The sequence below is a fragment of the Helicobacter sp. T3_23-1059 genome, assembly GCF_053654515.1.
This window is the reverse complement of record NZ_JBSIUV010000008.1, coordinates 35,277-56,443: the sequence shown is the minus strand read 5'-3', so window position 1 is coordinate 56,443 and position 21,167 is coordinate 35,277. Positions and strand designations below refer to the sequence as shown.

Annotated in this window: 18 protein-coding genes; 4 read left to right on the top strand and 14 right to left on the bottom strand. The window is 40.4% G+C overall.

The window, feature by feature from the left end; genetic code table 11:
• Nucleotides 1–260: 260 nt before the first annotated feature.
• From ACWIX0_RS03875 to ACWIX0_RS03840, 8 genes are all read right to left on the bottom strand, one after another.
• Complete coding sequence (locus ACWIX0_RS03875) at nucleotides 261–758, bottom strand: DUF3972 domain-containing protein (protein WP_454172109.1); 498 nt, start codon at nucleotides 756–758, stop codon at nucleotides 261–263.
• An 80-nt stretch (nucleotides 759–838) separates the two neighbouring features.
• Nucleotides 839–1,336, bottom strand: a complete 498-nt coding sequence (gene purE / locus ACWIX0_RS03870) for a 5-(carboxyamino)imidazole ribonucleotide mutase (protein WP_454172107.1) — start codon at nucleotides 1,334–1,336, stop codon at nucleotides 839–841.
• Nucleotides 1,337–1,375: 39 nt separating this feature from the next.
• A complete protein-coding gene (locus ACWIX0_RS03865; RefSeq protein ID WP_454172105.1) occupies nucleotides 1,376–3,736 on the bottom strand; it encodes a ribonucleoside-diphosphate reductase subunit alpha in 2,361 nt (786 codons plus the stop codon).
• 21 nt (nucleotides 3,737–3,757) lie between these two features.
• A complete protein-coding gene (locus ACWIX0_RS03860) occupies nucleotides 3,758–4,468 on the bottom strand; it encodes an NAD(P)H-dependent oxidoreductase (RefSeq protein WP_454172103.1) in 711 nt (236 codons plus the stop codon).
• Nucleotides 4,469–4,740: 272 nt separating this feature from the next.
• Nucleotides 4,741–6,555: a translational GTPase TypA gene (gene typA, locus ACWIX0_RS03855; RefSeq protein ID WP_454172101.1), complete on the bottom strand. Its 1,815-nt coding sequence runs from the start codon at nucleotides 6,553–6,555 to the stop codon at nucleotides 4,741–4,743.
• A gap of 278 nt (nucleotides 6,556–6,833) precedes the next feature.
• The gene (locus tag ACWIX0_RS03850; RefSeq protein WP_454172099.1) at nucleotides 6,834–7,244 is read right to left on the bottom strand and encodes a diacylglycerol kinase; all 411 of its coding nucleotides are present in this window, start codon (nucleotides 7,242–7,244) and stop codon (nucleotides 6,834–6,836) included.
• A 138-nt stretch (nucleotides 7,245–7,382) separates the two neighbouring features.
• Complete coding sequence (locus ACWIX0_RS03845; protein ID WP_454172097.1) at nucleotides 7,383–8,765, bottom strand: hypothetical protein; 1,383 nt, start codon at nucleotides 8,763–8,765, stop codon at nucleotides 7,383–7,385.
• Nucleotides 8,766–8,832: 67 nt separating this feature from the next.
• Nucleotides 8,833–10,542 (bottom strand): hypothetical protein, encoded by a 1,710-nt coding sequence (locus tag ACWIX0_RS03840; RefSeq protein ID WP_454172095.1) that lies wholly within the window; start codon nucleotides 10,540–10,542, stop codon nucleotides 8,833–8,835.
• A 22-nt stretch (nucleotides 10,543–10,564) separates the two neighbouring features.
• Here ACWIX0_RS03840 and ACWIX0_RS03835 point away from each other — a divergent pair, with 22 nt between their 5' ends.
• The 4 genes from ACWIX0_RS03835 (at nucleotide 10,565) to ACWIX0_RS03820 (ending at nucleotide 15,209) form a co-directional block, all read left to right on the top strand.
• On the top strand, nucleotides 10,565–10,819 hold the full coding sequence (locus tag ACWIX0_RS03835) for a hypothetical protein (RefSeq protein ID WP_454172094.1): 255 nt from the start codon (nucleotides 10,565–10,567) through the stop codon (nucleotides 10,817–10,819).
• A gap of 211 nt (nucleotides 10,820–11,030) precedes the next feature.
• Nucleotides 11,031–12,821 (top strand): conjugal transfer protein TraF, encoded by a 1,791-nt coding sequence (gene traF / locus ACWIX0_RS03830; protein ID WP_454172092.1) that lies wholly within the window; start codon nucleotides 11,031–11,033, stop codon nucleotides 12,819–12,821.
• 755 nt (nucleotides 12,822–13,576) lie between these two features.
• Nucleotides 13,577–14,341: a Fic family protein gene (locus ACWIX0_RS03825; RefSeq protein ID WP_454172090.1), complete on the top strand. Its 765-nt coding sequence runs from the start codon at nucleotides 13,577–13,579 to the stop codon at nucleotides 14,339–14,341.
• 292 nt (nucleotides 14,342–14,633) lie between these two features.
• Entirely contained in the window at nucleotides 14,634–15,209 is a 576-nt protein-coding gene (locus ACWIX0_RS03820) for an outer membrane beta-barrel protein (protein WP_454172088.1), read from the top strand.
• Nucleotides 15,210–15,283: 74 nt separating this feature from the next.
• On the opposite strand, the gene ACWIX0_RS03815 is transcribed toward ACWIX0_RS03820, so the two are convergent.
• The 6 genes from ACWIX0_RS03815 to guaB all read right to left on the bottom strand — a co-directional run bounded on the left by ACWIX0_RS03815 (nucleotide 15,284) and on the right by guaB (nucleotide 21,159).
• Nucleotides 15,284–16,681, bottom strand: coding sequence for an FAD-linked oxidase C-terminal domain-containing protein (locus ACWIX0_RS03815; protein ID WP_454172086.1), 1,398 nt, complete (start codon nucleotides 16,679–16,681; stop codon nucleotides 15,284–15,286).
• Between the two features lie 136 nt (nucleotides 16,682–16,817).
• On the bottom strand, nucleotides 16,818–16,997 hold the full coding sequence (locus ACWIX0_RS03810) for a hypothetical protein (RefSeq protein ID WP_454172084.1): 180 nt from the start codon (nucleotides 16,995–16,997) through the stop codon (nucleotides 16,818–16,820).
• 6 nt (nucleotides 16,998–17,003) lie between these two features.
• Complete coding sequence (locus ACWIX0_RS03805) at nucleotides 17,004–17,951, bottom strand: outer membrane beta-barrel protein (RefSeq protein ID WP_454172082.1); 948 nt, start codon at nucleotides 17,949–17,951, stop codon at nucleotides 17,004–17,006.
• Between the two features lie 11 nt (nucleotides 17,952–17,962).
• Nucleotides 17,963–18,583 carry a hypothetical protein gene (locus ACWIX0_RS03800; protein ID WP_454172080.1) on the bottom strand — a complete coding sequence of 207 codons (621 nt, stop codon included), beginning with the start codon at nucleotides 18,581–18,583 and terminating at the stop codon, nucleotides 17,963–17,965.
• A 143-nt stretch (nucleotides 18,584–18,726) separates the two neighbouring features.
• Nucleotides 18,727–19,110 (bottom strand): hypothetical protein, encoded by a 384-nt coding sequence (locus tag ACWIX0_RS03795; RefSeq protein ID WP_454172078.1) that lies wholly within the window; start codon nucleotides 19,108–19,110, stop codon nucleotides 18,727–18,729.
• Between the two features lie 354 nt (nucleotides 19,111–19,464).
• A complete protein-coding gene (gene guaB / locus ACWIX0_RS03790) occupies nucleotides 19,465–21,159 on the bottom strand; it encodes an IMP dehydrogenase (protein ID WP_454172076.1) in 1,695 nt (564 codons plus the stop codon).
• Between the last annotated feature and the right edge of the window lie 8 nt (nucleotides 21,160–21,167).

Genomic DNA, 21,167 nt, shown 5'->3' with positions numbered 1-21,167 from the left:
GTGTAGATTGTGTAGTTGGTGTTAGCGTGGTTTTTGCTAGATTTGCTTCTTTTTCTTGTGTCAAAAGTTGCGTGATTTTTACAAAAAAGCCAAAAAGAAGTGTAAAAAAAGTTGCTTTAGAAGTTAGATAGAGATTATTGCCCCCCCCCCCCGTAAATATCTATGCTAAAAAATTTCATTTTGTATTTCCTTATAAAATGTTTGTAAAAAATCGATTTTAGCCATTTTTTATCAAAATCTAGCAAATTCTAGCGCAATATTTAGCTTTTGGCATTGCCTAAATCAGATACTTTGCCCCACATTAGTTTATATTTTCGCTTCATAAATTCTAGCTCTTCTCTAGCGTGGCTTAGCTCCTCGCGCATTACTTCTATGGTTTTTTTGTCATCATCATAGACTTCCTGCATAGAGATAAGCGCGTCTTTTAGGAAGCTATTTTCACTTTTAAAAGCAGCTATGGTTTCATCTTTCGCGCTTATGACTTTGTCGTGTAGCCCCATAATCGTGTGAATCGTGCGCTCCACAAATACAGGGTCATAAGAGCCACCATTTGTCTCCGCAGAAGTAAGTCCTGTTTGCACGCGTTGCACGAGCGCGTTTGAGCTACTCTCTGCTTCGATTAGCCTTTGTCCGCCCTCCTCTTTGCTTGTGATTAAGCCATTTTCTATCATTTCGAGCACTTTTTGCTCTTCTAAGCCAGAGAGTTTGAGAAATTCGCTAAATTCTATCCACGCTTTTGGAGGTGCTTTGGATTCCATTATATTCCCTTTATTGGATTTTAGGTGTTAGATTTTAGGCATTTCACAGCAAAAGTCATTCCCCCCGTTTTTAGAAAATCCTAAGATAGCCTAACTTCGATTGAAGCAGAATCTTTAGCGACTTTTTCTTGTTTTTCTTGCCTATCTTGGCGGAGTTTTTGGGCTAGATTTTCATCATTTAGGCTTAGGATTTGTATGGCGAGATATGCTGCATTTATCGCTCCAGCCTTGCCTACTGCCATCGTTGCCACAGGCATAGATGATGGCATTTGCACAGTGGATAATAACGCATCAAGTCCATCTAGGATTCCACCTTTTAGTGGGACGCCGATTACTGGTTTTGTGGTTTGGGAGATGATAGCACCTGCTAGGTGAGCAGCCATACCTGCTGCACCGATAAAGACTTGCGCGCCTCTAGATTCTGCGTCTTTGACATATTCGTGGGTGCGATTTGGGCTTCTGTGTGCCGATGAGATAAGCACCTCATATTTTACCCCAAAAGATTCTAGCACTTTTAGACATTCACTCATCACTTCATAATCACTCTTGCTTCCCATTATGACACTTACAAATTTCATCGATACTCCGTTATGTTGTTGTTTTTATCGATTTTGCTTTTATTGGCAACTTTCGCACTCTAAGTCTCTGTCTATGATTTCAGGGCTTTTTGAGCGCAGGTAGTATGTGGATTTTAGTCCTAGCTTCCACGCTAGCATATATATGTCATTTAGCTGTTTTCCACTCACTGTGCCAGATGGTAAAAATATATTTAGGCTTTGCCCTTGGTCTATCCATTTTTGTCGCACGGCAGCAGCGCGCACTAGGAGGCTTTGCTCCAAACTATATGCGGTTGGATAGTAGTTTATCGTATCAAGGTTTAGATTTGGCACGACTACGGGAATCACACCGCTTAGATTTTCCTCAAGCCATCTTTTTTGATACACAGGCTCGATAGTTTGTGTCGTCCCTGCAAGGATAGAAATAGAGCTTGTCGGCGCAATCGCCATAAGATAGCCATTTCTCATACCTTGAGATTTTACTTTTGCTTTTAGCTCCTGCCAGCTATATCCAGCATCAAAAAGCGTTTTATCCGTTAGGCTAAGCGCGTTTTTGTTTGCTACATCGATGGGGAAAATCCCCTTACTCCAATTACTCCCCTTAAACTGCTCATAGCTTCCGCGCTCTTTTGCAAGATTAGAGCTAGATAAAATCGCGTTGTAGCTTATCATTTCCATTATGCTATCGATTAGATTTAGGTGGTCTTGGCTACCCCATTGCACTTGTTTAGTGGCTAGCATTTCTGCCTCTCCCATCACCCCTAGCCCTATGGCGCGATTTTGCATATTTGTGGCTTTGACTTTGCGATTTGGGTAGAAATTTAAATCTATCACATTATCAAGCATTCTAATTGCTATTGGCAACACGCGTTCAATGTCTTCTTTTGTGTAGATTTTGCTTAGATTTATGCTTGCTAGGTTGCATACGGCGGTATTTCCACCTTCTTTGATTTTGGTAGAAATATAGATTTTTTTGCCTTTGATAGAATCTAGCGAGGTTAGCTTGTTTGCCCTCTTTTTTATGCCATCATCAGTAGTGATTTCATCACTTTCCTCATAAGTTACTTTTTTGCCATCTTCAAATTCGATTTCTACTTTGTAGTGGCTAGGATTAGTGTTTTGGAAAATCTCGGTGCAGAGGTTTGAGCTTCGTATGATTCCCGCGTGTGCGTTTGGATTGGCACGATTGGCATTATCTTTGAAGCACAAAAATGGCATTCCTGTTTCAAAATAATTAGTGAGAATCTTTTTCCACAGCTCTTTTGCTTTTATGTGTTTTTTGATAATCTCGGGGTTATTTTCTAGCTCAATATATTTTGCTTCAAATTTCTCGCCATAGCTCTCTGTAAGCTCTTGACATTGATATGGGTCAAAAAGCGTCCAAAGTGCGTCCTCCTCTACGCGCTTCATAAACAAATCACAAATCCAAAGCGCAGGGAACAAATCGTGCGTCCTGCGTCTCTCTTCACCGCTATTTTTTCGCAAATCAATAAACTCTTCTACATCATTGTGCCACACTTCTAAATAAGTGGCGATTGCGCCTTTGCGCGTGCCTAGCTGATCTACAGCGATAGCGACATCGTTGGTGATTTTTAGAAATGGCACGACTCCGCCACCTACATTTTTATGCCCATCGATAAAGCTCCCAAGTCCGCGCACTTTAGAATAATCCCAGCCGATTCCCCCGCCATACTTGCTAAGCAACGCCATTTCTTTATAAGCGTCAAAGATTCCCTCGATATTATCAGGCGTGCTACCGATATAGCACGAGCTTAGCTGATGACGCGGTGTGCGTGCGTTTGCAAGCGTGGGCGTAGCGCAAATCACCTCAAATTTAGAAATCATATCGTAGAATTTGATTGCCCACTCATTTTTATCTTTTTCATTTTGTGCGAGAAACATTGCGATTGCCATAAACATATGTTGGGGCAATTCGATAGGGTTGTTATCCCTAGATTTGATTAGATACCTATCATAAAGTGTTTTAATGCCAAGATAATTAAACTGCAAATCGCGTTCAGGCACGATTTTAGAATTTAACAACTCTAAGTCAAATTTTTCTTTTAACCCACGCACGACTTTGCCTTGAGATTCTGCGTTTGCGAAATAGTCTTTTAAATGTTTGTATCCTGTGAAGCCATTTACTCGATGGTATAAGTCGTAAAGAAACAATCTTGCTGCGACAAAAGTCCAATTTGGTGCTTCCATTTGGATTTTATCTACGGCGGTTTTGATTAGGGTTTGTTGGATTTCTTCTGTGGTGATTTCATCGCGGAAATGTAGCTTAGCGTCCATTTCTAAATCACTTTGGCTAACGCCACTTAAGCCTGCTACTGCGCTTGAGGTATATTTTTTGATCTTGTTTATATCTAAGACTTCGCTTCTGCCGTTTCGTTTGATGACTGTAAATGGTTTTGACATTTTCTGTTCCTTTGAAATATTTTAGAGTATGGTTGCAAATTCGTTAAATGCGATTCTAGGGGCTTTGTGCTTGGGAGGAGAGACTCTATATCCAAAGCAAATTAGCAATGCGACTTGCTCTTTTGCCCTATCAAGCCCTAAAAATGCTTCGACATCATCTTTGTCAAATCCCTCAATCGCGCAAGAATCTATGCCCAAATACGCAGCACAATTCATCATCGAGCTTGCCATTAAATACGCTTGTTTCGCACTCCAATGATAAATGGAGCTAGAATCTACATAGCCATTTTTGGCTAAAAATCCCGCATATCGCTCATCTTTATACGCTTTTAGCTTTGCTCGCACTTCCTCTGGCTTGCTTCCGCCCACCTTGCGTTCAAACATTTGCGTGGCGTAGTTTGAGGTGTGTGCCATATCCGCGATTTTGCTTAGATACACTACCACTTCGCTACAATCTGTGATTTGGGCTTGGTCCCAGCATAGTGGCTTTAGATTTTGCCGTATGTCATTATCTCGCAAGATAAGCAGTCGAGTAGGCTCTAGCCCAAAAGAGCTAGGAGTTAGCCTGCCTGATTCTATAATAATGTCTAGGTGCTCTTGTGGGATTTTTTTATTTGCATCAAACACCTTGCAAGCGTGGCGAAATCTCATCGCTTCTAAAAAATCATTATTTTCTAGCGTTTGCTTGCTTGGCTCTAAAATAGATTTTGGGGTTTTTGTTTTTATACTCATCGTATCTCCTTAAATGATGATTTTAGTTTGTATCAAAGGCAATGCAAGTAACAATACTTGCAAACGACACACAAAATCAAAACGCAAAACAAAAAATGCAAAATCAAAGCGCAAAAAACCAAAACTGCAACATTTTAGTTTTCTATTTGATTTTGTGATTTTTATTTGTTTTATGTTTGATTGTGGCATAAATGCTAAATACGCAGACTTCACTCCTTATGTTAGATTTTTGTTTATGCTTGGGCTGTGTTTTAGATTTTAATCTTGCATTACTACTTTTTGCTATTTGCGCGTTTTCTTGCGTTTGGCTCTAAGATTTTTTTGCGGATTCTAAGATTTAGTGGCGTGATTTCTAAAATCTCATCTTCTTCTATCCACTCTAATGCCCGCTCTAGCGTTAAATCACGCGGTGGGACGAGTTTAATCGCCTCATCTGCCCCGCTTGAGCGCATATTAGTAAGGTGCTTTGCTTTGATAGGATTGACATCTAAGTCATTGTCCCTGCTGTGCTCACCTATCACCATTCCCACATAGACTTTTGCCTGTGGCGCGATAAATAGCACCCCTCGCTCTTGAATATTAAAAAGCGAAAATCCTGTCGCCTCGCCTGCTTCCATAGAGATGAGCGCACCATTTTTGCGCGACTCCACGCTCCCGCTAAATGCGCGAAACTCTAAAAAGCTATGATTCATCACCCCCTCGCCCTTTGTATCGGTCAAAAACTCGCTACGATAGCCGATAAGCCCCCGTGCGGGAATCTCAAACTCCAATCGCGTAAATCCATCGCCCATAGGATTCATCGCTTTCATTTCTGCCTTTCTGCGCCCAAGTCGCTCGATAATCGTCCCGCTAAAGTCCTGTGGCGTGTCGATTACAAGATGTTCAAAAGGCTCTTTTTTCACGCCATCTTCGTCTTTTACAATCACTTCGGGGCGTGAAATGCTAAACTCAAAGCCCTCGCGCCTAAGATTCTCCGCTAAAATGGTGATTTGGAGTTCGCCCCTCCCACTCACGCGGAATTTCCCCTCGCCCATTTCCTCGCACCGCATTGCGATATTTGTCTGCATTTCTTTAAGCAATCTATCTTTGATTTTGTTTGCTGTGATATGTTTGCCCTCCGTGCCAGCGAGCGGGCTATCATTCACTGCGAAATACACGCTCATCGTGGGCTCTTCTAAGTGCATAGGGTCTAGTGGCATAGGATTGTCCTTATCGACTATGGAGTCCCCCACATCAACGGCATTAAACCCCGCAATAGCGACAATATCTCCCGCTCCCGCGCTCTCTATCTCGGTGCGGGCAAGTCCCATAAAGCCGATGAGTTTGGTGATTTTACCGACTTCTTTTGTGCCGTCCCCCTTGGCAAGCATCACCGATTCGCCCTTTTTGACAACGCCATTAAACACCCGCGCAATGCCGATTTTGCCGACATAGTTGTCATAATCTAGCGTGAAAACCTGCATTTGGAGCGGATTTTCGCTACTCCCACTAGGCGCGGCGACAGATTGCAAAATCGCTTCAAACAACGGCTCTAAATTCTTTTTTTCGTCCTCTAGATTCTTGATTGCATAGCCGTCCCGCGCTGCTGCATAAATCACGGGGAAATCTAGCTGTTCATCGCTCGCGCCCATCGCCACGAATAAATCAAAAACTTCATCTACCACTCTATCAGGTTCAGCAGCGGGTTTGTCGATTTTATTTACCACGACAATGGGGCGGATTCCAAAGCCTAGTGCCTTTTTTACGACAAATTTGGTTTGTGGCATCACGCCCTCTTGCGCATCGACAAGCAGCAAAACACCATCGACCATTTTTAGCACACGCTCTACTTCGCCTCCAAAGTCCGCGTGTCCGGGCGTGTCGATAATGTTGATTTTCGTGCCTTTGTAAGTTATGGCGGTGTTTTTGGAGAGGATTGTGATACCGCGCTCTTTTTCTAAGTCGTTGCTATCCATTACGCGCTCATCGACTTTTTCGCGCTCGCTAAATGTGCCTGATTGGCTTAAAAGCCCATCTACTAATGTTGTCTTGCCGTGGTCTACGTGAGCGATAACGGCGATATTGCGGATATTTTGTGTGTCTTGCATTGGGTTGTTGCCTTTGTTTGGGGATTTGTGAGAAAAAAGCTGTGTAAAATAAGTGTAAAACAAAAAGTAGAATTATAGGTTTTTATTCCTTTAGCAAAGCTATAAACCAACTTAATTTTTACTAAAAAGTTTGCTACACAAAGAAACAAAAAAAAAAAAAACGCCAAAAAATAGGGCTTTTTGACATATTTTTCACACATTTTGCATAGATTTTGTCAAACTAGATTTTGACGAATTTTCCCCTAAAATCTAACAAGCTAAAATCTAGCTAGCAATCACTATAAATACACTTCATAGATAAATATCCCCCATACAAGTGCGAAAAATATGAGGCTTAAAGTTTGTGCAGCAGAACCCATATCTTTTGCTTTTTTGGCAAAGGGGTGAGGTTTTAGGCTTGTGTGATCGATTGCATTTTCTATGGCGGTGTTAAATAATTCTACTAGCACGCATAAAAACCCGCTAAAGCTAAGCAAAATCTTTTGGGAAAATCCTTGCCCAAGCCATAGTCCAAATCCCAAAGATAGCACAAAAAGCACGGTTACTTGGCGAAATCCCTCCTCCTCCCTCCACGCGCTTATAAATCCATCGCGTGAATATTTGCTTGCGTTTAGGACGCGCTTTAGCCCTGTGCGTCCTTTTTTGTTGTTTCGTTTTTGTAGCTTTTTATCTTTTTTAGATTTGTGCATTTTGCCTCCTTGTTTTGTTTGTTTTATTTTTGTGGTGTGTTGTTTGCAGATTTTGCAAATTTTTCAGTGTTTGCCGTATTTGCACTATTTTGCAAAATCAATTTAGTAGAATCAAAAAATATTTTTGATTCTGCATTATTATTTGTCCTCTTTTTTAGATTCCGCGCTAGATTCTACGCTAGATTTGGCATTTGGTTTTGTGCTAGATTGTGTGGATTTTGTAGAATCTTTGCTTGGCGTTTGGGTTTGTCTGACTTTTAGGCTAAAGTTTGCGAGATTTAGCACCGCGCTTGGTGCGCTTACAATGTCGCTTAAGCGAAAATATCGCGTATGTTTTGGCAAAAATTCATAGCTTACTTCTATGCTTTTTCCTTGCAAAAGATTGCTAAAGCTATTTACCCCCTCCATTATCGCTTTGCGCGTGTCTTTGCTCGTGCTGACAAATGAAAATGTATAAGTAGCGATATTTGCGCTCTCTGTTATTGCGTTGTCAAATCGCTCCTTTAAGGCTTGTTCCTGTGCTTTTATTTCCTCTTGCATTGCCATTTTTTCCTGCGCTTCTTTTGTGTTGTTAGCATTATTTTGTGTTTGCTGTGTTGGATTTTGTGCGATGATATGGTGTTGTTTTTTTAGCCATTGCATTATGGCAGAATCTAGCCCGCTTGGCTTAAGCGTTAGATTTATGCTATCTATCCATATCCTAGATTCCTCCATAAAGGCATTTGGCGTTTTTAGGTAGGATTTATAAATATGTGTGAGAATGTCTTTTATGTTTTTGGATTCGTGGGGGATTTGCAAACTTTGTTGGGCTTGTGCTTTGAAGTAGTAGCGCATATTTTGTGCCTTTAGGTTGCATTTGGCAGTGTGTGAAATATGCGTGCGAGAATCTTTGCTTGCAAAATCGAGATTTTGCGCCTCTTGCGTGTCTTTAGAGGATTGCATAATTTGAGATGGTGGATTTTGTAAAGCAACAAAACTAGAATCTAGCAGGACATTTTCTAGCTCGCAGTTTATGTAAGTGGGGGATAAAATATCACTCAAATCCACCTTTGGCAGTGCAAAAAACACCCGCAAAAGCGAATGTGCGCTAGTGTCTTTTATAAATTCTATTTCTTTTGTTTCTATCCACGCATTTAGCTTATTTTTATCCCCCATTTTGCCAAATCCTAGCGAGATGTCCCTCGCTTGTATTTCGCCTACTAGGGCGATATATGGCGAAGCACAAGAGATATTTGCCACCCCAGAGCAGCTAAAAGGGGCGTATTGTAGCGTAGGCATATCCTCTTTTGCTTGTTCTAAATACGCATTTATGGAGGTTTCTAGGGCGGATTTTAGCTGATAGCTTGCATAAAAAAGCACCCCCAAAAGCATAATAATTAGCACCGCTCCAAATCCCAAAAAGATTATGGCAAATCGCTGCTTTTTATCTCGTGGCAGAGTGATTTTTGGCAGGCTAAATCGTTGTAAAAAAGTAAATTTTGGCAAATGATATTTGCTAAAGTCAATTTTTGGCAGTTTCATCGTCTTCTCTTTTGTTTGTTGCGTATTTGTCGCGGGCTATATTTGTGCTAGGCAATTTTAGCGCATTCTAGCGCGAAAAAAGGATTTTATGATAAGTTTTTGCTTTTGTATGTCGTAGATACACGATATTATGCGTGTAAGGGCATAGCAAGATTGTATTTTTTCTATCACGCTTTTTTTGTGTCTTTGTCTTGCCCTCTTTATCGGGTTGATTTGCTGTTTGCCACATTTCATAGCACGCAGAGAGGCTAAAATCTATGCTAGATATTTTCGTCCTATCTGCAAAAATGTCATAGCTAAAATCCTCTTTTGCGTCTTTTTGGTTTGGAGTTTGGTGGCTAATTTTTGCATTTTGCATTTTTGCTAGCAAGATTTTGTGAGGCAAGACGCTAGCTATGCGCAAATCCGCGTTTGTGCTTAGCATAGAATAAGCACTCCCAAAAAGCGAGCCAAGTAGCCCAAAGCCAGAATTTATCTGCCCAAGCCCACTGCTAAGCCCTAGCTGTGTGGCGACTTTTAGGCTAGCAGAGACAAAAGCACGCGCAATGATAGCTTTTAGCTGTTTTTCAAACTCTGTGCCGATGATTTTATCGGTATTTGCTAGCTCATAAAACGCGATAGATTCTGTGTTTATATGGCTAGATTTTGGGTTAGATTCTATGGTGTAGGCATTTGCAAAGCTTACCCCCTCTACAAATTGGGGTAGGGCGATGCCAAAATGATACAGTCCATTTGAAGTGATAAGGGGGAGGGAAAATTTAAACTCTTTTTTGTGCGCTTGCCTGCCCTCCTCTAGCACTATCCAAGTATAAAACGCCCTAGAATCTAGCTTTTCTAACTCCTCTTTATGTGCTTCATAGATTTTGCTAGATTCATCATTTGAATTATTTTCGTTGTTTGCTAAATCATCATTTGTAGCATTGACAACCCTAGCGCGAAATGCCCTGCTAGATTCTGCATTTGCCCTAAAATCTGCGCTACTTAGATAGAGTATGTCTTGTGCGATAGATTCACTTTGTGTGATTCCATAGGATTCTTTTAGGTAGTCTATACCCTTATTATCGCCATTTAGCGCAAAAAATAGTCCTGAGATATAGCTTACCGCAGGGTTTATAAACCCATCAAACGCACGAAATTTCGCCAAATTTGAATAAGTGGATTCTAGCTCCCTGCTTGCTTTATTTTGCGAGCTATCTCTATCGACTACGCCTTTTGCCTTGCTTTTGGCATATCGCTCATTTTCCTCATTTATTGCCTGATTTATTTGCTTTGCATAGTAGTCTTTTGTCCGCCTTTGCCTATCGTTTGCACGGTTTAGCTCTACGCGTGTAGCACTCATATCACCGTTTTCATTAGCTTTTTGCATTTGGGCTAGTGCTTTATAATAGTTTAAAAACACCCCCTCATACATATTGCCTCTATACTCCATCGCATTGTCATTTACGATAGTCGCGCCCACTTGTGCGCCACCTTTTGCTAGCAGTCCCTCCCCCTCATACTTGCTAAATAGATTTTCGCTTTTTTCTAGTAGCTCTATGGCGTTTTCACTCCCCGCGCTAAACGCGCTAACCCCCGCTTGAGTTAGCCATAACAAATCTTTGTCATTACTCTTTTTTAGCGCAAATTCACTTGCTTGCTTTGCGTCTTGATAGTAATAAGTGTGGGCAAATTTTTCTAGGCTTTTTATATCTGTGGCACAACCACTAAAAACCGTGATAATCCATAGCAAGCAAGATAAAAATCCAATATTTTTTAAGGTTTGAATCTGTTTTGGCATTTTGTTTTCCTTTGTTTTTGAAATGTGTATTTTTGTCATTGCGAGGCAGTGGCGAAGCCACAACGAAGCAATCCATAAAATAGATTGCCACGATTTTGCTTGCGCAAAATCTCGCAATGACAAAATTTCCCTATCCCTTGCGAGAGTGGCAACGCCTCTTAAAGCCCCACCTTTTGCGGAGAGGGCTTTTGCTTGGGCTAACGCCTCGCAACCCGTTGGGTTAGGGTTGGTAAAGTCATTGCGAGAAAATGCGATTTTGTTAAAAGTTGCATTTTAGTGGGCAATCTATTTTTTTGTTTGTATTGTAGTATTTCACACATTAAAATCTAGTAAAATCTAAAAATAAATCAATGCAAAATCTAATCAAAGCAACGCTAAAAGTCGCAAAACCCTAAAATTTGTCTAGTTTTTTGGCTTGTTTGGCATTCTTTTTGTTTGGATTTGATATAATTTACTTTGAAAATATCCCCTACTTTAAGGAGTTGGCTATGAAATATGCTATTAGCTTCACTAAACTTCACGCAAAAAATACGAAAAAATCTATTGTTATCTCTCTAGCATTAGCTTTTGCTAGCATTGAGAGTGCAAATGCCCTAGAATTTGGCGGGGTGGGCAATGTATCTGCGGGTATGGGGGGTGCTGGCGTAGCACTCAAACAATCCCAATGGGCGTTGTATTATAACCCCGCGTTATTAGGAGTGGTAAATAAATCTAGCTTTGCATATAGCTTTGGTGCGGGATATAAAGAGACAAATTTGCTAGGGGCAGCAAGCATTGATACAAATAATATCGAAAAAATGGGAAATCAACTAAGTAGCCTATTTAGTAGCAATGGCACGGGAGGTAGCGGAGCAACAACGGCAAGTGTCAAAGCTAGAGGTGGTGCTAGCCCTCAGGCAAATACTACAATAAGCGGGCTTAGTGATTCGTTTGAAAAAGTGCTAAAAGATTTTACAGGTAGCACAAGTAGCAATCCAACTACGGAAGATTTGGCAAAAAAACTCTCTAGTCTAGCAGGTGGCACAGGCACTGAAACTGATGTATCTAAGGCTTGGGCAGAGGTGCAAAAAAATGGCAAAATCGATGCAGTCAAAAAATCCCTACAAGAATCCATAAACAAACAAGATGATAAAGATGGCTCTCTAGGGTTACTTAGCGGGCTTATAGATTCGCTAGATGAGAGTAGTATCGGCAGTGTGATTAAGACACTTGGCAGTGGTGATGGTCAAAATATCGACTTAACCAAAATACTTGGCAGTGGTGGAATCACGCTAAAAGCTAGCTCAAATGATGTGATAAAAAAGTTTTTGCGCGATATGGAATCCCTCTTTAATATGCTAAATCAAAATGATTTTAGTGTCTCTAGTCAAAATGGGCTTATCATCACTTATAGTGGCAAAAACAATAATTGGGGGATTTCGCTAGGATTGCTAGCAAGCGCGTATGCAAACGCAAATGCAAAAATCGATGAAAATCATAAACGGCTAATCATCAACCAAGATAGCACACATATAGAAGTAACCGCAGGCAAAGATAGCGTAACCGTAAAGCAAGTGAATAGCGACAATAACTCCGCACTAAGCAAAAACGCAAATCATCAAATAAGTGCTAGCACGCTAGCAGTAGCCGAAGTCCCGCTAGGCTATGGATATGCGTTTCATACGAGATTTGGGACATTTGGGTTAGGTGTTGCGGGCAAATATATCCACGCAGGTGGGTATTTACTAGATGAAAAAGGCTCGCTAGATACGCTAGGTAGCAAAATCAGCTTTAGCACCAAAGACATTGTGCAAACTTCCACTTGGGGCGTGGATGCGGGGCTACTATATATGCCTAGTTTTTCAAAAAATCTAATCTTTGGCGTTGTAGGCAAAAATCTAAACGCACCCAAAATCAAAACCAACAAAAAAACCATCGAGCTAAATACGCAGGTTAGGGCAGGGGTGAGCTACTCATTGTGGAAGGAGCGCATAGTTTTTGCGCTAGATGCGGACTTGCTAGCAAATGAGACGCTTTCTACCACGCGCCCTTATTCTCAAATGATAGGCGGGGGCGTGATGTTTGATTTTAAATATGTGGATTTTAGGTTTGGCAGTATGTATGACTTCCGCGACACGACAAAAGAGGGCATAATTTTGACAGGTGGGCTAAATATTTTAGGATTTTTAGACATAGCCGTGCAAAGCAACCTAAATCTAACGCCGATGCCTATGGTATCTAATAGTCTAAGATTGCCAAGCTATCTAAATGTCAAAATCGGTGGTGGCTTTAGCTGGTAGATTTTTGACTTTGTTTTGTTTTTGCTTTTTTTTTATTTTTGTTTTGTTGCTTTTTGCCTTGTTTTTTTTGCTTTGTTGCTTGTTTTTGCGATGGATTTTGGGATTTTCGCTATTTTAAGCAAAACAAGCAAGACGCTGTTTTTGAGTTTTATTAAAAAAAAGCATTTTATTTAGAAATGCGCTAGATTTTGCGTGGTAATTTTTTTGACTTGTCTTGTCGGATTTGTTTTGCTTGTCATACTGAGGGGGCTTTAGCCTAAAGCATCTCAAAATATTGATTAAAATAGAGATATTTCGCGCTTACGCGTTTAATATGACAATGTTTTATGGATTTCTATGCTCTTTATTGTGTGATAAAGATAATGCTGGAGTTTGCATTTTTTTTGTGTGTTTAAATCTTTATTGTGGCTTATAGCTTGAGTAAGCATTAGTATTTTTTACATACATTTAGGATTATGTAAAAAATCTTTGAATACTTCAACTACACAAATCAATTACGCAAATCAACTACACGCAAAGAACAAATAATGAATGCTACTATAAAAGGGGATTTTACGCCCAAAAATATAAAATCTACCACGCTAAAAGTTTGATTATTTGCTTTTTTTGAATGCAAAATTTGTCCCCTTAATACTCCCAATTTATCCTTTTAATATGCTTTTTTTGTTTGTGTGTTTTTGCGCGGGATAAAAAATTTGCAAAATGTGTTTATGATATAATTACCATAAATAAGGCATTTTGCTTAAAGGATAAAAATGCAATTTTTAGATTTTTTAGATAATCAAAAATATGCGCTTGATTTATGCGTGCGTATGGCTCATCATTCCACCGCCATAGAGGGCAACACACTAACGCAAGATGAAACCGCTAGTATTTTGCTAGATGATTATATTCCTAAGCAAATGAATATGAGAGAATTTTACGAAGTTAAAAATTATAAGCAAGTTTTAAAATGTCTTATAGAATCTCTAAATGCTAAAAAACAGCTAAATCCAAAACTCATAAAACACTTCCACGCCCTATGTTTAGAAAATTTGCTTGACAATAAGGGCGAGTTTAAAAAAGTCCCAAATGTCATTATAGGTGCGACTTTTGAGACGCTTCCACCTTATCAAGTGCCAACAGCTATGCAAGAATGGTGTAATAATCTATATCATAGATTTGAGAATGCAAAAAATGATGATGATAAACTTCAAGCGATTTTAGAATCTCATATTCACTTTGAGAAAATCCACCCATTTAGTGATGGTAATGGCAGAATAGGACGATTGCTAATCGTATATAGTTGCATAGAGCAAAATCTACCACCTGCGATAATCCAAAAAGATAGTAAAGCGCAATATATTTCTATTATCCGCAACAACGATATACAAAACTTTATGTCTATGGCAAAAGATTTACAAAAGCAAGAATTACACAAAGCAACAATATTTCAAGCACAAGAAAAAGAGATTGTTATCCCAAATAATGCACCAAATCCAACGCATAATATATCCAAACATAAACCCTGCAGGCGATAATATTTTGCCTTTTTTATCTCTTAAATACCGCTATTAAGACTACGATTTTGTAAATATGCTTAGAAAAAATCTTTGATACTTCTATGCTTGATTTATTTTTATCTTATTCTAGTTTATTCTAAATAAAGTGCTAAATTTTTCACAAAGGCGTAGCAATAAACAAACATTGATTTTACGCATTAAACCCACGACAAACGCCACATTAACAATCCGTTTTTTTTTTTTTTTTTGTAGCATTGCTCCTCGTGCAAATGCGCTATGCAAAGCACAAATCTACAAAAAAGGACAAACAATGCAAAAAAAGTATCTAACCATAGCAGTAGCTAGCACCCTAGCTAGCATAAGCGTGGCAAATGCCGAAAAAAGCGGGGCTTTTGCAGGGCTAGAAGCGGGGGTAAATATCGCTCCTACGCAGTTAGAATTTGGTAATGGCACTCATACAGTGCATAATTTTGGTGGGACTTATGGATTGCTTGTAGGGTATAAGCAGTTTTTCGCGCCACATATTGGCGTAAGATATTATGCAAACTTGAATTACAAAGATGGTTATTACGCGCGTAAGGGGCAGTTTATGATATTTAATTATGGTGCAAATGTAGATTTTCTAGGAAATTTTGTAAGCAAAGAGGATTTAGATTTTGGCGGATTTGTAGGGCTTGGACTTGGTGGAAATACAAGCATTACTTTCGCAACAAATTTAGATGTCGGGCTTAATGCAGGATTTCGCGCTACTTTTGATTCTAGTAAAACCCTTGAATTAGGAACTAGAATATCATTTTTGCCATTTGAATTTCCAAAAAATGTGCATAGGTATGCTTATAAATATACATTTTATAGTGTTGCCCTGCGTTATATACATAACTTCTAGCGATTTTTTTTGGTATAAATTTTAAGCCTAATCAACCTTAAACAGATTATTTTTAGCGACTTATCACGGGTATTTTAAGGTAATCCCATTTTATGCGGGTTTAGGATATTATTTGGGTCAAATGCCCTCTTTATCGCGCCAAAAAGCTCCATTTCTGCCTTGCTAAAAGCTAGGTGCATAAATGGAGCTTTAGATAGCCCGATGCCGTGCTCCCCGCTAAGTGTGCCCTCTAGCTCCACCGCGATTTTGAAAATTTCCTCGATACATTTATGCCCGCGCTCTAGCTCGGCTTCATCTAGGGGCTTGCTTGGGTCGCCCACCATCACATTTGTATGCACATTCCCATCGCCTGTATGCCCAAAGCAGGGAATCTTAAAGCCATATTTCTCACTCATTTGCCTGATTTTCTCTAGGAGTTCGGGTAGGCGCGAGCGAGGCACGGTGATGTCTTCGTTGAGCTTTTTTTTGCCATAGATATTGATACTTTGGCTTACATTGCGCCTAGCAAACCACAAATCCTCCTCCTCTTGCGCGTTTTGCGCGATTTTAAATTCTATACAGCCATTTTCTCGGAATTTAGATTCTAAAAGGGCGATTTGATTTTGGATTTGCACTTCCAAATCCCCATCAACTTGCGTGATTAAAATCGCGCCCGCCTCCGTTGGCAAGCCTTTGTGAAATTTCTCCTCCACCGCACGAATGCTTAAATTATCCAAAAACTCCATTGCCACAGGCGTAATCCCGCTTGCCATACTTTTATACACGGCATTCATTGCGCTCTCAATGCTTGGGAACACGCCAAGCGCGGATTGTTTGAATTTGGGCTTGGCGATGAGTTTGAGCGTGATTTCGGTGATGACGGCGAGTGTCCCCTCACTTGCGATGAGGATTCCCGCGACATTATAGCCCGCGACATCTTTTATGGTTTTTTTGCCCGCACGGATTATTTCGCCATTTGGTAGCACCGCGCGCAACGCCATTACAAAGTCTTTGGTGATTCCATATTTGGCGGCACGCATTCCGCCTGCGTTTTCGCTGACATTGCCCCCTAGTGTGCTATACTCTTGGCTTGCAGGGTCTGGCGGGTAGAAAAGTCCGCGTTTTTCCACTTCGTTTTGGAATATTTTATTTACCACAGCGGGCTGGACGCGGGCGATGAGGTTTTTTTCATCGATTTCTAGGATTTTGTTGAAATGCTTTTCTAAGGCGAGGATTATCCCGCCTTGTGCGGGCAATGCGCCTCCTGTAAATCCACTGCCCGCACCGCGCGGTATCACGGGGATTTTGTGCGCATTAGCGTATTTGAGTATCGCGCTTACATCGCCCTCATCGCGTGGGAATACCACCGCTTCAGGCTCGTATCGCTCACGCGTAGCGTCATAGCAGTAGGCGAGCAAATGCGCTTTGTCATCGTAGCAATTCTCCTCCCCTACGATATTTTTCAGGGCTTTTATATGGGTAGAATCGAGCATTGTTGTAGTCCTTATTTATGATTTTGCTTTGGATTTTGTGTTGTTAAAAAGTTGTGATTTACACAGCAAAATATTACTGTAAATATCACAAAATATCGCGTGCAATCAAGCTATTTTTAAAACTTTAAGTTTTTTATTATTCAAAAAAAAATTGCAACGCGATTTTACAAAAATCATTTTTACCAAAATCACTCTTGCTAAAACCGCTTTTGCCAAAATCTTTTTTAAAATGACAAGTTGCAATGACTACAAAGATGGCAAAATATGCTAATAAACTACAAAATCCCCTCCAAAATCCCCCCTCCCAAAACGCCATTAACCCCTAAAATCTATACGCATATCCTAGCGTGATAAAGTTGTTTGGTGTGGTGTCGTGGGCTTTTTCTACCCATTTGCTAGAATAGGGCTTATAAATATATGACAACCAAAACTGATGAGTAAGATTGTGATAATAATGCACGCCTATCCTGCCTTGCCAAAAGTTAAATTTGCTTATGGTTTTGTTATACGCGCCATCGTTATATGAGCCCTCCCTGCTATCTTTTGCGCTAGAGCCAAAAAGTGTCATTCCCTCTATGCCAAATCCCACATCCGCGCCAAATGTCCTTTTTGTCGTGGCGATAAAATCATACAAATAGCTTACTTCTACGCCATAATGTATCGAATGATTTGTCGCTTCCATCGAGTTTATGCCACCATAGTTCATATCAGCAAAATGCGCGCTATATCCTAGATTGCCCCGCACACGCACGCCCATATTTGCTAAAAAATACCATTGAAACCCGCCATTTATAGTGAGGGGCAGACTAACCCCGCTAGAATCGCTAGGGGTTCTAGGAAATCCACTCGCCCCCCATACATTATTTTCCACGCCAAAAGCCACTCCCACTTCTACGCCCACAAAGCACCCTGTGGGTGCGTATCGCCCTAGTTTGCCTTGAGTGCAGGGGCGATTTGTCTTAGTAGCTATGCTATTTGTGCTAGCAAAGTCGCTAGAATCATTTATAGATTCTCCGCGCTTTAGTGCAGCATTTTTGCGCTTTAGCTCTAGGAGTTCGTTTTCTTTTTGGATAGCGTCTAGCTCTTTTAGCGCGGCATTTTTCTTTTGTAGCTCTAGTAGCTCATTTTCAGCTTTTAGCTTGTCGATTCGCTCTTGGATTTCATCGGCTTTTGATAAACTAGCTAAACTTGCCAAACTCACAAAAGTCAAAACTACAAATGATACATAAGGCTGGATAGATTTTGAAATATGTTTTGTGATGATTTTCATTTCACTGCCCCCTAAAATTTATACGCATAGCCTAGCAAAAAGGCGTGATTTGAGACATTTGAGATTTTGGCAGGACTAACATAATCTTTAAATTTTAGCGTAGCTGTGGTGGTGGTGCTGTATGTGCGGATTTTGTAAGAGGCAAAGATTTGATGATTGACATTGTAGTAATAATGAAGCCCTATACTTGCTGTGTAGGCAAATTTTGTATGAGTTTCAAAGGCTTGACTACGACTTGCATTATTAGATTCTGTAAAAGTATCTTCAAATCCTGTATTGTTTGTCCCTGTGCCAGTCCAAGTGTATGTAGTAGAACCTGTAGCTTTGTATTTATGTTTTGGCATATATGTGCTTGCTTCAAGCCCTAGAGGTGCTATATCTAGCCCGATAGTGTGCTTGCCTTTGTCCAAAAAATCCCAAATATATGCTAACTCTACGCCGTATTGAATAGCGTGAGAATCTAAACTAAATACATAATCGCCATTTGTTACTGATTCAAACTCTTGGTAATATGTTCCTGTGTTTTTATCATAATAACCACTTGTTGCGTCATATTCATTTGAAAAAGTGTGTTTGTAAAGTTCTTTAAAATAATTAGAATAGCCTATATAGCCTTTGGCTCGCAAGCCCATAGATTTTGTGAAATACCATTGATAGCCAAATTGTAAGTTTATGGGGAAGTGTGGGTAGTTTTTGTTGTAATTAGTTTCTGTTATGCCTGTGTCATCTGTGCTAGTTCCTTTTGTGTTTGCGATTCCAATCCCTAGCTCAAGCCCTACAAAGCCACCTTGCTTTGGGCTTTTAGCAGATTTTGCGCTTGAGTTACTCTCTCTCTCTCTCTCTGGTTTGCGCCCTTTAGTGATTGGTTTTTGCGTCTTTCGTCATTTATTTGGCGTTGCAAATCATCGTCTTTTAGGGATTGATTTTTGCGCTCTAGCTCTAGGAGTTCGTTTTCTTTTTTTAGTGCTTCGATTTGCTTTTGTATGTCTTGGCTGGTGGGCTCTGCATAGGCTAGCGTGCCAAATATGCCCGCAAATACACTTGCAAATATCACTGCTAGTGTGAATCTAGCTAGTTTGCTTGCGTTGTTGTTTTTGGTATGGCTTGTGGTGGCATTTGCCGAGTGTGCTACTTGTGTCGTTTGTGTTAAGATATTCATCTTAAGCTCCTTTTTTTTGTAAAATTAGTGCAAAATGCACGCAAGATTATAACCAAACATTATCAAAATCTTGATAAAAATCTTGGCAGAAAAATGGCATAAAAAAATGAAAACATAGATTTGTGATAGATTTTAGGGCTAGATTTTGTGGCGTAGATTTTCGTAGGGCAAAAAGATAGGATTTTGCTTGTTTTGGGATATTTTATATTGGGATATTTTGCTTTGATATTTTACTTTCTTGCAAAATCTTATAATTTATGCTTGCTTATGTTTGCATTATTTTTGCATTACACTTGCATTATTTTTTGCGCAAAAATCTATTTTGAAAATCTATTTTTGGCAAATTTATGCAAGCTAGCCGTGATAATTTGGAGATTCTTTGGTAATATCCACATCGTGGACATGGGATTCTCTCAAACCTGCTGAAGTGATTTCGACAAATTCTGCTCTCTCTTGCAAACTAGATAAATCTTTTGCGCCTAGATAGCCCATAGAGCTTCTTAACCCCCCTACAAGCTGATGAAGCACATCGCCTATGCGTCCTCTGTATGGCACGCGTCCTTCTATCCCCTCGGGGACTAGCTTTTCTTGTGCTGTGCCTTCTTGGAAATATCTATCCGCGCTCCCCTTTGACATAGCACCGATACTACCCATACCACGATAGCTTTTATACTGCCGTCCTTGATATAGCACCAAATCCCCGGGGGATTCCTCCGTGCCTGCAAGTAGCGAGCCTATCATCACGCTAGATGCTCCAAGTGCTAATGCCTTTGCCACATCGCCTGAATACTTTATCCCACCATCGGCGATGAGTGGCACGCCATTTTTTATCGCCACTTCTGCGCAGTTGATTATCGCGGAGACTTGAGGCATACCCACGCCCGCTACGATTCTAGTCGTGCAGATAGAGCCCGGTCCTATGCCGACTTTTACCCCATCTGCGCCTGCGGCAATCAAATCCTGCGTAGCCTTTGCCGTTACGACATTGCCGACTATGACTTGGATATTTAGCGTGTTTTTTATGCCCTCTAAAGTAGAAATGACATTTTTTGAATGCCCGTGCGCAGAATCAAGCACTAGCACATCTACCCCCGCTTCTACTAATGCCTGCGCTCTATCAAGCTGTCCAACCCCAATAGCTGCCCCCACGCAAAGCCTACCTTGCGCGTCTTTATTGGCGTTTGGATATTCGATTCGCTTTTGAATGTCTTTTATGGTGATAAGCCCTTGCAAGATATTGTGCTTATCGACTATGGGGAGCTTTTCGATTCTGTGGGCGTGCATAATTTGTTGTGCTTGCTCTAGGCTTACGCCTACATTTGCCGTTACAAGAGGCATTTTTGTCATCACATCGCCTACTTTTTTGCTCAAATCCTTTTCAAACCTCATATCGCGATTTGTCAAAATCCCTATAAGCAAGCCTTTTTCATCTACCACAGGCACACCTGAAATCTTATAATTATCCGTGATGATTTTGGCATCCGCTAGAGAGCGATTTGCTTGGATAGATACAGGGTCGCGGATAATCCCGCTTTCACTTTTTTTGACTTTATTGATATGCTCTGCTTGCATTTGGGGGGGCATATTTTTATGTATGATGCCTATGCCACCATACCTTGCCATAGCAATGGCGGCTTTATACTCTGTGACGGTATCCATAGCAGCGGAGATAATGGGGATATTTAGACTTATGGTGCGGGTAAGTTTTGAAGTGGTATCTACTTCTTTTGGCAGGACTTGCGAATACGCGGGGATAAGCAAAATATCTTCAAAAGTCAAAGCTTTTGGAAATGATTGAAATGGGATTTTTGGGGATTTTAGCGGAGTGGATTTTTGTGTGCTAGATTTTTGCAAAATCGATTTTTGCGTGTGGGGTTTTTGCAAACGCGATTTTTGCGGATTGGATTCTTGCAAATGTGATTTTTTCGCGCTAGATTTTGTGATTTTAGATTCTAGGGTTTTAGATTTTGTGTTGGGTTTTGTCGCGGATTTTGATTTTGCGACTTGCTTTGCAGGGGCTTGCTTTGCGGGGTTTGTAGATTTTGTCATTTTTGCTC

Excerpts from the sequence above, each read along its gene's own strand:
- ACWIX0_RS03875 (WP_454172109.1), bottom strand. The coding sequence starts at position 758 with ATGGAATCCAAAGCACCTCCAAAAGCGTGGATAGAATTTAGCGAATTT.
- purE (WP_454172107.1), bottom strand. The coding sequence starts at position 1,336 with ATGAAATTTGTAAGTGTCATAATGGGAAGCAAGAGTGATTATGAAGTG.
- ACWIX0_RS03865 (WP_454172105.1), bottom strand. The coding sequence starts at position 3,736 with ATGTCAAAACCATTTACAGTCATCAAACGAAACGGCAGAAGCGAAGTC.
- ACWIX0_RS03860 (WP_454172103.1), bottom strand. The coding sequence starts at position 4,468 with ATGAGTATAAAAACAAAAACCCCAAAATCTATTTTAGAGCCAAGCAAG.
- typA (WP_454172101.1), bottom strand. The coding sequence starts at position 6,555 with ATGCAAGACACACAAAATATCCGCAATATCGCCGTTATCGCTCACGTA.
- ACWIX0_RS03850 (WP_454172099.1), bottom strand. The coding sequence starts at position 7,244 with ATGCACAAATCTAAAAAAGATAAAAAGCTACAAAAACGAAACAACAAA.
- ACWIX0_RS03845 (WP_454172097.1), bottom strand. The coding sequence starts at position 8,765 with ATGAAACTGCCAAAAATTGACTTTAGCAAATATCATTTGCCAAAATTT.
- ACWIX0_RS03840 (WP_454172095.1), bottom strand. The coding sequence starts at position 10,542 with ATGCCAAAACAGATTCAAACCTTAAAAAATATTGGATTTTTATCTTGC.
- ACWIX0_RS03835 (WP_454172094.1), top strand. The coding sequence starts at position 10,565 with ATGTGTATTTTTGTCATTGCGAGGCAGTGGCGAAGCCACAACGAAGCA.
- traF (WP_454172092.1), top strand. The coding sequence starts at position 11,031 with ATGAAATATGCTATTAGCTTCACTAAACTTCACGCAAAAAATACGAAA.
- ACWIX0_RS03825 (WP_454172090.1), top strand. The coding sequence starts at position 13,577 with ATGCAATTTTTAGATTTTTTAGATAATCAAAAATATGCGCTTGATTTA.
- ACWIX0_RS03820 (WP_454172088.1), top strand. The coding sequence starts at position 14,634 with ATGCAAAAAAAGTATCTAACCATAGCAGTAGCTAGCACCCTAGCTAGC.
- ACWIX0_RS03815 (WP_454172086.1), bottom strand. The coding sequence starts at position 16,681 with ATGCTCGATTCTACCCATATAAAAGCCCTGAAAAATATCGTAGGGGAG.
- ACWIX0_RS03810 (WP_454172084.1), bottom strand. The coding sequence starts at position 16,997 with ATGGCGTTTTGGGAGGGGGGATTTTGGAGGGGATTTTGTAGTTTATTA.
- ACWIX0_RS03805 (WP_454172082.1), bottom strand. The coding sequence starts at position 17,951 with ATGAAAATCATCACAAAACATATTTCAAAATCTATCCAGCCTTATGTA.
- ACWIX0_RS03800 (WP_454172080.1), bottom strand. The coding sequence starts at position 18,583 with ATGGGCTTGCGAGCCAAAGGCTATATAGGCTATTCTAATTATTTTAAA.
- ACWIX0_RS03795 (WP_454172078.1), bottom strand. The coding sequence starts at position 19,110 with ATGAATATCTTAACACAAACGACACAAGTAGCACACTCGGCAAATGCC.
- guaB (WP_454172076.1), bottom strand. The coding sequence starts at position 21,159 with ATGACAAAATCTACAAACCCCGCAAAGCAAGCCCCTGCAAAGCAAGTC.